We start from the raw sequence: 12,149 nt of genomic DNA, 5'->3' as shown, positions 1-12,149 counted from the left end.
GTGTCAAATCACCGGGTCTTGCAAATTTTAGGCGGAATGGATGGATTTACCTCTTCATACGCAAGATGATCGGCCGGCGACCCTTGGGAAGATCAGTGGACGGATGACTTGAGACGCTGAATCTCGTCCTTGATGCGCAGCTTGCGGCGCTTGCATTCGGCAATTTCCGTATCGGAGATAGAGGGAGCTGTTCTGAGCGCGTGCAGCTCCTCTTCGAGAGCAACATGCTTTTTCTGGAGTGATTCAAGATGAGCTTGAACTGTCATTTGACCCTTCCTTCCTCTTACCCTCCCCGGCCATCATCGTCGGGGATCAAGGTGTCAACGCGCCGGACTGTGACATATTTTTGAAGGCTTGTCGAAGGCGAAAAGATGAAGATGAGATGGCAAATTCATGATCAAGACTAACTAGCCGTTACCCGTATTTGGTGATAGGAGCTTGCGGAAATCATCGGCAGATCGGACAACATCCGAAGACGACAACGGGGAATGCATATGGCCGATCAGGAACAGGCGGAAATCAGGCTCATCGTGGCGCGTCTGCGTCAGGAGCACGAGGATTTCGACGCCGCGATCAACGCCATGATCGAGACCGGATGCGACGCTCTGCGAATCCAGCGCATGAAAAAGAAGAAGCTCGTTATCAAGGACAAGCTCTCCAAGCTGGAAGATCAGATCGTCCCTGATATCATCGCCTGATCGCATCGCCCGATCGCATCGCTTGGAGGAATAGCGGCAACGATGACAGACAGACCACCCGTCGCCATTATCATGGGCAGCCAATCCGATTGGGAAACCATGAAGAACGCGGCCGACACTCTGGAAGCCCTGGAAATCCCTTATGATGCGCGCATCATCTCGGCGCACCGCACGCCCGACCGCATGGCGAATTTCGCCAAGGGCGCACGCGCCGAGGGCTTCAAGGTCATCATCGCCGGTGCCGGCGGTGCCGCCCATCTGCCGGGCATGACCGCATCGATGACGCCCCTGCCGGTCTTCGGCGTCCCGGTCCAATCGAAAACCATGTCCGGCCAGGACAGTCTGCTGTCCATCGTACAGATGCCGGCCGGCATTCCTGTGGGAACGCTCGCCATCGGCAAGGCGGGCGCCGTCAACGCCGCCCTTCTCGCCGCCGCCGTACTTGCCCTTTCCGACGAAGAAATCGCCGAGCGGCTCGACGAATGGCGCGAACGTCAGAGTGCCAGCATCGCCGAATACCCGATGGACGACCAATGACTGTAAGAACGATCGGCATTGTCGGCGGCGGCCAGCTCGGCCGCATGCTGGCGATCGCCGCCGCCAGACTGAATTTCCGCACGGTCATTCTCGAGCCGCAGGCGGACTGCCCGGCCGCTCAGCTCGCCAACCGGCAGATCACCGCCGCCTATGATGATCCGGCGGCGCTGGCCGAACTTGCCGCCGCCTGCGATGTCGTCACCTACGAATTCGAGAATGTGCCCGTCGCGGCCGCAGAAACGCTTTCGGCAAGCATTCCCGTCTATCCGCCGCCGAAGGCGCTGGAAGCCGCTCAGGACCGCCTGGTCGAAAAGCGCTTCCTCAACGATTGCGGCATCACCACCGCCGGCTTTCACGCGATCGACAGCCAGGCCGATCTCGAGGCGGCACTGAAGGATTTCGGCGGTCAGGGCGTATTGAAGACCCGCCGGCTCGGTTATGACGGCAAGGGACAGAAGGTTTTCCGTTCAGTGGCCGACAGCCCTGATGGCGCCTATGCCGCGCTCGGCGGCGTGCCGCTGATCCTCGAAAGCTTCGTCGCCTTCGAACGCGAGGTCTCGATCATCGCCGCGCGCACCGCGGAGGGGACGGTCGTCTGCTTCGATCCCGCCGAGAATATACACCGCAACGGCATCCTCCATACCTCGACGGTTCCCGCCGCGATCTCCACAACGACGGGCGAAGCCGCACGTCGTTCGGCCGAAAAAATCCTCGCGGCATTGAACTATGTCGGCGTCATCGGCATCGAATTCTTCGTGCTTGCCGACGGCGGCCTGATCGCCAACGAGATGGCACCGCGCGTCCACAATTCCGGACATTGGACCGAGGCGGCCTGCGCCGTCAGCCAGTTCGAGCAGCATATCCGCGCCGTCGCCGGCCTGCCGCTCGGCGATGGCGCCCGCCATTCCGACTGCGTCATGCAAAACCTGATCGGCGACGATATCCTTGCCGTTCCCGACTGGCTGCGACGCCCCGATACGCTGGTCCATCTCTACGGCAAGACGGAGTGGCGCCCCGGCCGCAAGATGGGCCATGTCACCACATTGGCGCCGAAATTGCCGCTTTGACGGTGACAAAACGGTCTTGCAGCTTGGGAAAAACACCGCCACGTGGTTGACACGGAAAAGGTGACGGGGTATCTGCACCCCCACCTAAAGAGCGCGCCCCGACGGCGCGCTTTTGATTGTTAAAGTTACGGGCGAATGTGAATTCCCCCATAGAGATCGCGGATCAGAAAAATGAAGATCAAGAATTCGCTCAAGTCGCTCAAGGCTCGTCACCGTGACAACCGTCTGGTTCGTCGCAAGGGCCGCATCTACATCATCAACAAGCTGAACCCGCGCTACAAGGCTCGTCAGGGCTGATTGCGCGCATCCGGATCGCCGCGCCGCGCAGATTGCGCCGTCCGACATCCGGTAGGTCGCTGCGGTGATCACGTCAAATTTGTTTGATCTTCGGCGTTGGCGGGCTAATATGTCCGCCATGCGCTTTTTTGCTTTGATGCCGGCGGCATTGCCGCTCTTCCTCGTCCTCTCCACCTCTCCGCTTCCTGCCATCGCGGCGGAAAAGGATGTCATCGTCGAGCAGAGGAACACCGACAATTGGCCGAAGCAGCGCCTCGACCAGCTCTTCAGCCAGCTGAAGCGCGAGCGCGATCCCGACAAGGCCAGCAGCATCGCCAACGAAATTCGCCTGGAATGGAATGATTCCGGCAGCGCGACCGTCAATTTGCTGATGCAGTGGGCCGACAAGGCGATTGAGGAAAAGCGCAATCCAGCCGCTCTCGATTTTCTCGACGAGGCAATAGCGCTGAAGCCCGATTACGCCGAAAGCTGGAATCGGCGCGCCACACTGAATTTCGTCATGGGCAATTACCGCAAGTCGATGTCCGACATCGAACACGTGCTGGATCTTGAGCCGCGCCATTTCGGCGCGCTCTCCGGCATGGCCGCGATCCTCAGCAATGCGGGGAACGATCAACTGACGTTGAAAGCCTGGGAGCGGTTCCTCGACATCTATCCCGCCGAGCGCACCGCGCAGGAGCAGGTTAATACGCTGTCAGAAAAACTTGCCGGCAACCGCACTTGATGTCGACCGCACAAGTTTAGAATCCTCGAGGGGCCACGCGGCGCTTCGCCCACCCCTCTCGAGAACCGCCGCGACCATCGCCCGTAAAGATCATGCTTGCAGAAGTTTCCGCTCTTCTCGCTCCCCTTGCCGCCGCCATCGGCTACTCCTCCTACAAGGCGCGGCGGCTCGAACAGACCTATCCCAATATCGGTGAACTGACGGATGTCGGCGGCTACCGCATGAATGCCGTCCATATCAAGCGTCCGCAACATGCGGATCTGCCCCCTCTCGTCTTCATTCACGGCGCCAGCGGCAATCTGCTCGACCAGGTCGTCGCGTTCCGCACCGCACTCGAGGGCCGGGCCGAAATGCTGTTCGTCGATCGTCCCGGTCACGGCTATTCCGAACGTGGCGGCCCTGAAAACGCGGTCCCTTCCGGCCAGGCGGATGCGATCGCCCGGCTGATGGAGGCACGCGGCATCGAGAGGGCGATCATCGTCGGTCATTCTTTCGGCGGCGCGGTCACTGCAACCTTCGGCCTGCGCCATCCCGAAAAGATATCCGGCCTGCTCTTTCTGGCACCCGCCACCCATCCCTGGCCGGGCGGTATCGACTGGTATTATCATGTCGCGACGGCGCCGGTCGTCGGCTGGCTGTTCAACCACGCCATCGTCGTGCCGCTGGGACTCAGCAGGCTGGAACGCGGCACGCTGAATGTCTTCCGTCCCAATGCGCGCCCGCTCGATTACATCGAAAGGACCGGCCCATCGCTGGTGCTGCGGCCCCGCACCTTCCGCAACAACGCCGCCGATTTCAAAAGGCTGCTTGCCTATCTTAAGGAGCAATCGCCGCTCTATTCGCAGATCACCGCGCCGACCGTGATCATAACCGGCGACAGCGACGAGATCGTCTGGGAACACCTTCATTCACGCGGCCTTGCCCGCGATATAGCAGGCTCCGAACTCATCACCGTGCGCGGCGTCGGCCACAAGCCGGATTATCTTGCGACCGATGTCGCCATCGCCGCCATGGAAAAGATCGCCGGCAAGCCGCGCGACCTGCAGGCAATCGCCCGCCGGGCCGAGCAGCGGCTCGCCGCGGCGTCACCCGATCGGACATCGCTGCCATCACTGGAGCCAGGCGCCCCGCCCAGGCATGACCCTTCAGCCGGAAACTCGATCGAACGCCTCGCATAAAGCCGATCGCTGCATTGCCTCGCGCCGGCGCAGCCCCATATGTTTTTCCGTTGTTGTCCATAGGAGGGGAAATCATGGGCCGCCTGCATATCGGGACGATCTCGGTCATATCGGCATTGTCGCTCTGCCTGACCTCGGCTTTCGCGGCCTCGCCCGCACCTGTTGAAGCCGAACACGGCATGGTCGTCACCGCCCAGCATCTGGCCACCGATGTCGGCGTCGAGGTGCTGAAGAGCGGCGGCAACGCCGTCGATGCGGCCGTCGCTGTCGGTTACGCGCTGGCGGTCGTCTATCCCTCGGCCGGCAATCTCGGCGGCGGCGGCTTCATGACCATCCGCCTGAAAGACGGCACCAAGACCTTCCTCGATTTCCGCGAACGCGCGCCGCTCGCCGCAACGAAGACCATGTATCTCGATGCCAAAGGCGAGATCGTGCCGCGCGCCAGCCTCGACGGTTATCTCGCCGTCGGCGTTCCAGGCTCGGTCATGGGTTTTGAAACGGCGCGCGAGAAATACGGCACCCGCTCACGCCAGGATCTGATCGCGCCGGCGCTCCGCTTCGCCAAGGAGGGCTTCACCCTGGAACAAGGCGATGCGGCCATCCTCGCCGGCAGCGCCAAACGCCTCGCCAAGGATGAGACGGCGGCGAAAATCTTTCTGAAGCCGGATGGCCAGCCCTATGCATCGGGCGAAAAACTGCAGCAACCGGATCTCGCCGCGGTCCTGGCCGCCATCTCCGAAAAGGGCCCCGACGCCTTCTACAAGTCCGCTCCCGCCGAGGCGATCGTCACGGCGAGCCAGTCCAAGGGCGGCATTCTCGCCAAGCAGGATTTCGAGCAATATGCCGTGCGCGAACTGAAGCCGATCGAGTGCAATTACCGCGGCTACGACATCATCTCCTCGCCGCCGCCCTCCTCCGGCGGTATCATCATCTGCGAAATCCTCAACGTCCTCGAAGGTTATCCGCTCTCCTACCTCGGCTATGCCTCGGCCGAAACGGTGCACGTGATGGTCGAGGCGATGCGCTACGCCTATGTTGACCGCAATGCGGCGCTCGGCGATCCCGATTTCGTCGAGAATCCGGTCGGAAAACTGCTCGACAAGAACTACGCCAAGGAGATCGCGGCAAAGATCGACCCTTACAAGGCCGGCACATCGGCGGATTTAAAGCCGCTCGGCGGCAAGGAAAGTAACGAGACGACGCATTATTCGATCATCGACGACGAGGGCAATGCGGTTGCTGTCACCTACACGCTGAACGGCTCCTTCGGCGCTGCCGTCGTAGCACCCGGCACCGGCGTCCTGCTCAACAACGAGATGGACGATTTCACCTCCAAGCCGGGCGTGCCGAACCTCTACGGTCTGGTGCAGGGCGAGGCGAACGCCATCGCCCCGAAAAAGACGCCGCTCTCCTCGATGAGTCCGACAATTATTACCCGCGACGGCAAGCCCTTCATGGTGATTGGCAGCCCCGGCGGCTCGCGCATCATCACCATCACGCTGGAGGCGTTCCTCAATGTCGTCGATTTCGGCATGGACATCAGCCAGGCCGTCAACGCCCCGCGTTTCCATCACCAATGGCAGCCTGACAAGATCTTCCTCGAGCCCTATGCGCTTTCGCCGGATACGGAGAAGGCCCTCGCTGCCATGGGTTACAGTTTCGACGGCGGCAATGATGCGCCGCTCTGGGGCCAGGCTGCCGGCATCCTGGTCGGCGGCAAAAGCCTCGCCGCCATCGCAAAGGGCGGCGGCGCCCGCTATAACGGCGCCATGGACGCCCGGGCGGCGGAAGGGTCGGCCGGCGGCTATTGATGGCGCCAAAAAGGTTCAGGCGGCGGATCTCCATTCATGTCACGGTGACAAAGTCGACGTTCACAAACGGCGTGCCGCATCCTATGCATGTGCGAACTCTCCAAGCAGGACGATTCCCGAATGGCAAGCATTGAAATGATTGTCGCCGCCCGCGCTCGTCTGCGCGGCCATATCAGGCGCACGCCGCTTCTCTCCTCCCCCTTCCTCAACGACATCGCCGGCCGGCGCCTGTTCGTGAAGGCGGAATGTCTGCAGCATTCCGGCTCCTTCAAATTTCGCGGCGGCTGGTCTGCCGTCTCCGGCCTCGATCCGGCCGTGCGCGCCCGCGGCGTCATCGCCTTTTCCTCCGGCAACCATGCCCAGGGTGTGGCGCTGGCTGCCAAGCTGCACGGCGTGCCCGCCGTCATCATCATGCCGAGCGATGCGCCGAAGCTGAAGATCGCCAACACCCGCGCCTTCGGCGCCGAAGTCGTGCTCTACGACCGCGCCAACGAGGATCGCGACGAGATCGGCGCCCGGCTCTCGGCCGAGCGCGGCCTGACGCTGATCAAACCCTTCGACGAACCGCTGGTCATCGCCGGCCAGGGCACGACCGGCCTCGAGATTTCCGAACAGGCCGAAGAAGAGGGCGTGACATCAGCCGACGTTCTCGTGCCCTGCGGCGGCGGCGGATTGACCTCCGGCATCGCCCTTGCCCTCGAAGCCAGTGCCCCCGGCCTTCGCGTCCGGCCCTGCGAGCCCAGGGATTTCGACGACACGACCCGCTCGCTCGCCTCCGGCAGGATCGAGCGCAACGCGTCGATATCAGGCTCGATCTGCGATGCGATCCTGACGCCCCAGCCGGGCAACATCACCTTCCCGATCCTCAAGCGCCTTGCCGGCGCCGGTATCGTCGTCACCGACGACGAGGCGCTGCGCGCCATGGCGCTCGCTTTCGTCAGGCTGAAGATCGTCGTCGAGCCCGGAGGCGCCGTGGCGCTCGCCGCCGCGCTCTTCCATGGCGAGGCGCTGGAAAGCGACGCGGTCATCGCCGTCACTTCCGGCGGCAATGTCGATGCCGATATCTTCGCTATGGCTCTCGAACGTTTCGGCTGAATATCATGCGAATGAACGCCGTTCGCCATCCGCGCAACAGCCGCGGATGGCCTTTGCCCATGGCAATCAGGCAATGTTGTAGCGCTTCGCCGGCGCGGCGCGCGACAGATTCGGCATCAGTGCCTGGCGCGCCTGCTCGTAGGCGGCAAGCAGACCGGCATCCTCAAGCGACGGGATCGTCGCGAATTCGCCCTGCTCCAGGCCGGCGAGCGACGCATCGACCATGTCTTCCGCCGACATTACGATCTCGTTGGGCAGATGCTCGACCGGCGTGCCGGCGATGCCCCAGAATTCCGTTGCCGTGGCGCCGGGCAGTACGGCCTGGATGCGGATGTTCTTCTCCGCCAGCTCATGCTTCAGCGACTGGCTGAATGCGTGCACGAAGGCTTTCGTACCGCCGTAGACGCCGTTCAGAAGCTCCGGCGCGATCGCGACGATGGAGGCGATGTTGATGATCGTGCCGCCGCCGCGTGCGACGAAGCCGGGAACCGCGGCATAGGTCAGCCGCGTCAGTGCCGTGACGTTGAGCTCGATCATCTCCTGCATCTTGTCGACATCGGCGGAAAGCAGCGGCGCCGTTCCGCCGAAGCCGGCATTGTTGACGAGAAGCGTGATGCTCCGGTCTTGCCTAAGCACGCCTTCGACGCGGGCAAGGTCTGCCCTGTTGCCGAGATCGGCGGTGACGGTCTCGACGGTCCGGCCGGTTTCATCGGTCAGCCGGCTTGCCAGCGCCTTCAGCCGCTCGCCGTTGCGGGCGACGATGATCAGGTCGTAACCCTGCTTCGCCAGCCTATGGGCATAGATTGCTCCAATGCCCGAAGATGCGCCGGTTATCAGCGCCGTGCCCCTATGCTCCGGTATATTGCGTTCCTGCGTCATGGCCCGTCTCCTTCAATTGCGCCGGCCCGATGCCTTGCGCTTGAGGAGAGTCTTACGCCCGATTGTGAATGACCTGAATGTCATATATACCACCTTTCAGGACATCCTCTTTTCAGGACTCGATGACCATGCAGCGAATCGGCTTTCTGCTCTATCCCGGCTTCCAGATCATGAGCCTGGCGGCGATCTCAGCCTTCGAGTTCGCCAATCTCGAACTCGAGGAAAAGGTCTACGAGATCCGCTACCTCTCCGAAAATGGCGGGCCGATTGCAAACTCGCTTGGTATGGTGATGGAGACGGAGGCCTTCGGCGAGCCGAACTTCGATACGCTGATCGTGGCCGGAGCACCGGGTATCAGGCTTCCGAATGCTGCGGAAGCCGATTTCATCCGCGCCGCCCTGCCCGCCACACGTCGTCTGGCCTCGATCTGCACCGGCGCCTTCTTCCTTGCCGAAGCCGGTATCCTCGACGGCCGCCGCGCGACCACGCACTGGTATGTCTCCCGCGAACTGCAAAGCCGTTATCCCAAAATAAGGATGGAAGAAGACCGGATCTTCATCGTCGACGGATCGGTCTGGACTTCGGCCGGCATGACGGCCGGTCTCGATCTGGCTTTGGCGATGGTCGAGAAGGACCATGGTTTCGAGGTAGCGCGCGCCGTTGCCCGCACGCTCGTCGTCTATCACAGGCGCGCCGGCGGTCAGTCGCAATTTTCAGCCCTGCTGGAACTGGAGCCCAAATCCGACCGCATCCAGAAGGCGCTCGCCCACGCCCGCGGCAATCTGAAATCGACGCTTTCCGTCGAAGAATTGGCGGAAGCGGCCCATCTCAGCCCTCGCCAGTTCAGCCGCGCCTTCCGCGCCGAAACCGGACAATCACCGGCCAAGGCCGTCGAGAACCTGCGGCTTGAAGCAGCCCGCCTGATGATGGAGCAGGGCCGGCACCCGATCGACGTCGTTGCCCGCGAAACCGGTTTCGCCGACCGCGAGCGCATGCGCCGCGCCTTCCTGCGCGCTTTCGGCCAGCCGCCGCAGGCGATCCGCCGCAGCGCCCAGCAGCAACATCAGGCTTGAGGCATCCGGCCCTTTCAAGCCGGATGCCACGATCAACCGTCAGCAGGAAGGGTCAATGTGCAGAGACCAACGCCTCATGCACGGATTGCATCACCAGTTCGCCAAGCCGCGCCGCCGCCGGTTGCAGTTCGGCTTCGGCCCGATGCAGGACCAGACCAAGCTTCGGCAGGTCGGGCAGGCCGAGCGTCGCGGGCGTCAGCGGCCGGAGCTTCGCCGGCAGGCCGATTGGCGTGCGGATGGTGAGACCGAGGCCGGCTGCCGTCGCCGCCCAGAGGCCGCCGAGACTTGCACTGACGAAGGCGAGCCGCCAGGAAATGCCGGCCGCATCAAGCGCCTTTGTCGCCGCGGTGCGCAACAGGCACGGCGCCTCCAGCGAAGCGAGCGGCATCGGTTCGCCGCTGGCCGCATGCCAGCCGAGCGGCCCCTCGACAGGCCCGATCCAGCACATCGGCACTTCGCCGATTCGCTCGCAATGTGCCGTCATCGCGCCGTCGCTCCAGGCAAGCGCCAGATCGAGCTTGCCTGATGTGACGCGCTCGAGCAGTTCGGTATTGCGTGCCACCCGCGCCTCGATGCGGACCTTCGGATGGGCGCGGGCGAAACGGCCGAGCACCTCGGGCAACAAGGTCTCTCCGAAATCCTCCTGCAGCCCAAGCCGCACCCAGCCCTCCAGCTCGATGCTGTGCACGGCGGCGGCCGCCTCGTCGTTGAGTTCCAACAGCCGCCTGGCATAGCCGAGCATCGTCTCACCGGCATCGGTCAGCGCCAGCCCGCGCCCCGCCTTGCGGAAGATCGGCGTGCCCGCCTGTTCCTCCAGCTTCTTCAGCTGCGCGCTGACCGCCGAGGTCGAACGCCCGAGCCTTTCGGCCGCCTTGGCAAAATTGCCGAGCTCCATGCCGGTCGAAAAGGTTCGAAGCACGTCAAGATCGAAGATGGTCCGCCGCATCACACAGTCCAGATTTTCGGGATTATTTATCCAAAATATTCTGATTTTCAGCATCATCGTGCCGTGCGATGGTGCTGTTGTCAAGGCCGCCGGACGGCCCCAACAATGGAGATCCCGATGCCCTTTGTTCGCATTTCCCTTCGCAAAGGCAAGTCGCCGGACTATCTCGCGGCACTCGCCGACGCCATCCAGCGCGCCCTGGTCAAGACCTTCGACGTGCCTGAGGACGATCGCTTCCAGGCCATCCACCAGCATGATGAGAACGAGCTGATCTTCGACAGCAGCTATCTCGCCGGCCCGCGCTCCGGCGATTTCGTCTATATCTCGATCACCATCGGCCGACCCCGAACGGCCGAGATGAAGGCGGCGCTCTATCGCCGGCTTGTCGATCTCCTGGCGCAATCGCCGGGTCTTCAGCCGGAAGACGTGATGATCGTCATCAGCACCAGCGCCCCGGAAGACTGGTCCTTCGGCAACGGTATCGCGCAGATGACGGATCCCGACTGGCGGCTGCGGGCAGCAGGGGAACGCTCATGATTGCCATGCAATACAGCTTCACCCTGCCCGCCGATTACGACATGTCGATCGTCGACCGACGCATCCGCGACAAGGGGCCGCTGCTAGACGGTTTTCCCAATCTCGGCTTCAAAGCCTATCTCGGCGCCCGCCGAGGCGAATGCGCCAGCCGCGACAATCTCTATGCGCCCTTCTATCTCTGGCAGAAACCGGAAGGGGCAAGCGACTTTCTCTGCGGCGCGGGATTCGAAGCCCTGACCGGCGCCTTCGGCTGGCCTACGGTCAGAACCTGGATTGTCTGGCAGGCCGAGCTTTCGGCTGAGATCGCTGCTGCAAGATTCGCGACCCGCGATATCCTGTTGACTGAGCCTTACGCGCCCCTCGCTGATATCCGGCGGGCCGAAAGCGCGCAGGCTGAAGCCGAGGTTGCGGCAGGCGGCGCGCTCGCCTCCGTCTCCGGCTTCGAACCGACGACATGGACGCGAGTGCGCTTCAGGCTATGGCGAGAGATTCCAGAGATCGGCGCGCAGACGCAGGCCTATCGCGTCGGTCACCTGTCCCTTCCCTGACGCTGACGTCAAACGGTCGCTCGGCGATAGAAGGCAAGCGAGCCCGCAAGCGCCAGGAGCGCGCCGCCGCAGGCCCGCTCCAGCCAAAGGGTGCCTGAGCTCTTCAGGAAACGCACCGCCTGCGAACCGAAGAACGCGTAGCCGAACATGATGACGAAATCGAGCGCGGCAAAGACCAGCGCCAGCAGCGCATATTGCCCTGCCTGCGGCTGGGTAGGATCGATAAACTGCGGCAGGAAAGCCGAGAAGAACAGATAGCCCTTCGGATTGGTCGCCGCGACCATGAAACTCTTCAGGCCGATCGAGAAAGTCGACGCCGCGCCGGCCGGCGCACCTGCTTGCAACGCCGCATCGATCCCGCCTCTCGAGCGCAGCAGCATGATGCCGAGAAAGGCAAGGTAAGCAGCACCCGCCCATTTCAGCATCGAGAACCAGAATTCGGATGCCGCCAGCAGCGCGCCGAGCCCGACCGCCACGGCGCCGATCAGCACGAAATCGGAAAGCACCGCGCCGATCATTCCGGCAATTGCCCGGCGCAGACCATGCCGCGAACCGTTGGTCAGGGCCAGCAGCACTGTTGGCCCCGGCGTCGCAATACCGACAAAGGAAACGGCTGCAAAGGCGGCAAGCGTGACGATATCCATGACGATCCCTCCCAATCCACCGGTCGAAACTTGCACGCCCAGGAGCTCTTGGCAATGATACCCTATCAACGAAAAAGCCCGCCGCCTCCTCGAGGCAGCGGGCTTTCGAACGGAC

At 62.8% G+C, this 12,149-nt stretch carries 15 protein-coding genes; 11 read left to right on the top strand and 4 right to left on the bottom strand.

The window, feature by feature from the left end; all coding sequences use genetic code 11:
- Positions 1-92: 92 nt before the first annotated feature.
- Complete coding sequence (locus C4N04_RS09850) at positions 93-266, bottom strand: DUF465 domain-containing protein (RefSeq protein WP_009996782.1); 174 nt, start codon at positions 264-266, stop codon at positions 93-95.
- A 228-nt stretch (positions 267-494) separates the two neighbouring features.
- Between C4N04_RS09850 and C4N04_RS09845 the strand changes: the two genes are divergently transcribed.
- The 8 genes from C4N04_RS09845 to C4N04_RS09810 all read left to right on the top strand — a co-directional run bounded on the left by C4N04_RS09845 (position 495) and on the right by C4N04_RS09810 (position 7,407).
- Positions 495-698, top strand: coding sequence for a DUF465 domain-containing protein (locus tag C4N04_RS09845; protein WP_009996784.1), 204 nt, complete (start codon positions 495-497; stop codon positions 696-698).
- Between the two features lie 42 nt (positions 699-740).
- A complete protein-coding gene (gene purE / locus C4N04_RS09840) occupies positions 741-1,235 on the top strand; it encodes a 5-(carboxyamino)imidazole ribonucleotide mutase (protein WP_004679370.1) in 495 nt (164 codons plus the stop codon).
- Positions 1,232-2,302, top strand: coding sequence for a 5-(carboxyamino)imidazole ribonucleotide synthase (locus C4N04_RS09835; protein WP_009996790.1), 1,071 nt, complete (start codon positions 1,232-1,234; stop codon positions 2,300-2,302). The genes purE and C4N04_RS09835 overlap by 4 nt, the downstream gene beginning before the upstream one ends.
- A gap of 171 nt (positions 2,303-2,473) precedes the next feature.
- Positions 2,474-2,599 carry a type B 50S ribosomal protein L36 gene (ykgO, locus tag C4N04_RS09830; RefSeq protein WP_003582204.1) on the top strand — a complete coding sequence of 42 codons (126 nt, stop codon included), beginning with the start codon at positions 2,474-2,476 and terminating at the stop codon, positions 2,597-2,599.
- A 109-nt stretch (positions 2,600-2,708) separates the two neighbouring features.
- On the top strand, positions 2,709-3,323 hold the full coding sequence (locus C4N04_RS09825; protein ID WP_106795949.1) for a hypothetical protein: 615 nt from the start codon (positions 2,709-2,711) through the stop codon (positions 3,321-3,323).
- A gap of 92 nt (positions 3,324-3,415) precedes the next feature.
- Positions 3,416-4,501, top strand: a complete 1,086-nt coding sequence (locus tag C4N04_RS09820; RefSeq protein ID WP_077990610.1) for an alpha/beta hydrolase — start codon at positions 3,416-3,418, stop codon at positions 4,499-4,501.
- A 74-nt stretch (positions 4,502-4,575) separates the two neighbouring features.
- Positions 4,576-6,312: a gamma-glutamyltransferase gene (ggt, locus tag C4N04_RS09815; protein WP_077990613.1), complete on the top strand. Its 1,737-nt coding sequence runs from the start codon at positions 4,576-4,578 to the stop codon at positions 6,310-6,312.
- Positions 6,313-6,432: 120 nt separating this feature from the next.
- Positions 6,433-7,407 carry a threonine/serine dehydratase gene (locus C4N04_RS09810; protein WP_077990614.1) on the top strand — a complete coding sequence of 325 codons (975 nt, stop codon included), beginning with the start codon at positions 6,433-6,435 and terminating at the stop codon, positions 7,405-7,407.
- A gap of 66 nt (positions 7,408-7,473) precedes the next feature.
- Here C4N04_RS09810 and C4N04_RS09805 read toward each other — a convergent pair whose 3' ends face one another.
- Positions 7,474-8,286, bottom strand: a complete 813-nt coding sequence (locus C4N04_RS09805) for an SDR family oxidoreductase (protein WP_038691217.1) — start codon at positions 8,284-8,286, stop codon at positions 7,474-7,476.
- Between the two features lie 128 nt (positions 8,287-8,414).
- Between C4N04_RS09805 and C4N04_RS09800 the strand changes: the two genes are divergently transcribed.
- Positions 8,415-9,359 carry a GlxA family transcriptional regulator gene (locus C4N04_RS09800; protein ID WP_106796007.1) on the top strand — a complete coding sequence of 315 codons (945 nt, stop codon included), beginning with the start codon at positions 8,415-8,417 and terminating at the stop codon, positions 9,357-9,359.
- 52 nt (positions 9,360-9,411) lie between these two features.
- Here C4N04_RS09800 and C4N04_RS09795 read toward each other — a convergent pair whose 3' ends face one another.
- Positions 9,412-10,305, bottom strand: coding sequence for a LysR substrate-binding domain-containing protein (locus C4N04_RS09795; RefSeq protein ID WP_077990617.1), 894 nt, complete (start codon positions 10,303-10,305; stop codon positions 9,412-9,414).
- A gap of 117 nt (positions 10,306-10,422) precedes the next feature.
- Between C4N04_RS09795 and C4N04_RS09790 the strand changes: the two genes are divergently transcribed.
- Entirely contained in the window at positions 10,423-10,842 is a 420-nt protein-coding gene (locus tag C4N04_RS09790; protein ID WP_106795948.1) for a tautomerase family protein, read from the top strand.
- The gene (locus C4N04_RS09785) at positions 10,839-11,390 is read left to right on the top strand and encodes a DUF4865 family protein (RefSeq protein ID WP_009994969.1); all 552 of its coding nucleotides are present in this window, start codon (positions 10,839-10,841) and stop codon (positions 11,388-11,390) included. The genes C4N04_RS09790 and C4N04_RS09785 overlap by 4 nt, the downstream gene beginning before the upstream one ends.
- An 8-nt stretch (positions 11,391-11,398) precedes the next feature.
- Here C4N04_RS09785 and C4N04_RS09780 read toward each other — a convergent pair whose 3' ends face one another.
- Entirely contained in the window at positions 11,399-12,034 is a 636-nt protein-coding gene (locus tag C4N04_RS09780) for a LysE family translocator (RefSeq protein ID WP_009994970.1), read from the bottom strand.
- Between the last annotated feature and the right edge of the window lie 115 nt (positions 12,035-12,149).

Origin of the sequence: Rhizobium sp. H4 (assembly GCF_003013335.1) — a bacterium.
Lineage (GTDB): Bacteria > Pseudomonadota > Alphaproteobacteria > Rhizobiales > Rhizobiaceae > Rhizobium > Rhizobium sophoriradicis.
The sequence above is the reverse complement of the archived record's forward strand: the minus strand, read 5'-3'. Positions and strand labels throughout refer to the sequence as shown.

What these genes read in the sequence shown, in the direction of transcription:
- C4N04_RS09850 (WP_009996782.1), bottom strand. Translation starts at nt 266, where the DNA reads ATGACAGTTCAAGCTCATCTTGAATCACTCCAGAAAAAGCATGTTGCT.
- C4N04_RS09845 (WP_009996784.1), top strand. Translation starts at nt 495, where the DNA reads ATGGCCGATCAGGAACAGGCGGAAATCAGGCTCATCGTGGCGCGTCTG.
- purE (WP_004679370.1), top strand. Translation starts at nt 741, where the DNA reads ATGACAGACAGACCACCCGTCGCCATTATCATGGGCAGCCAATCCGAT.
- C4N04_RS09835 (WP_009996790.1), top strand. Translation starts at nt 1,232, where the DNA reads ATGACTGTAAGAACGATCGGCATTGTCGGCGGCGGCCAGCTCGGCCGC.
- ykgO (WP_003582204.1), top strand. Translation starts at nt 2,474, where the DNA reads ATGAAGATCAAGAATTCGCTCAAGTCGCTCAAGGCTCGTCACCGTGAC.
- C4N04_RS09825 (WP_106795949.1), top strand. Translation starts at nt 2,709, where the DNA reads ATGTCCGCCATGCGCTTTTTTGCTTTGATGCCGGCGGCATTGCCGCTC.
- C4N04_RS09820 (WP_077990610.1), top strand. Translation starts at nt 3,416, where the DNA reads ATGCTTGCAGAAGTTTCCGCTCTTCTCGCTCCCCTTGCCGCCGCCATC.
- ggt (WP_077990613.1), top strand. Translation starts at nt 4,576, where the DNA reads ATGGGCCGCCTGCATATCGGGACGATCTCGGTCATATCGGCATTGTCG.
- C4N04_RS09810 (WP_077990614.1), top strand. Translation starts at nt 6,433, where the DNA reads ATGGCAAGCATTGAAATGATTGTCGCCGCCCGCGCTCGTCTGCGCGGC.
- C4N04_RS09805 (WP_038691217.1), bottom strand. Translation starts at nt 8,286, where the DNA reads ATGACGCAGGAACGCAATATACCGGAGCATAGGGGCACGGCGCTGATA.
- C4N04_RS09800 (WP_106796007.1), top strand. Translation starts at nt 8,415, where the DNA reads ATGCAGCGAATCGGCTTTCTGCTCTATCCCGGCTTCCAGATCATGAGC.
- C4N04_RS09795 (WP_077990617.1), bottom strand. Translation starts at nt 10,305, where the DNA reads ATGCGGCGGACCATCTTCGATCTTGACGTGCTTCGAACCTTTTCGACC.
- C4N04_RS09790 (WP_106795948.1), top strand. Translation starts at nt 10,423, where the DNA reads ATGCCCTTTGTTCGCATTTCCCTTCGCAAAGGCAAGTCGCCGGACTAT.
- C4N04_RS09785 (WP_009994969.1), top strand. Translation starts at nt 10,839, where the DNA reads ATGATTGCCATGCAATACAGCTTCACCCTGCCCGCCGATTACGACATG.
- C4N04_RS09780 (WP_009994970.1), bottom strand. Translation starts at nt 12,034, where the DNA reads ATGGATATCGTCACGCTTGCCGCCTTTGCAGCCGTTTCCTTTGTCGGT.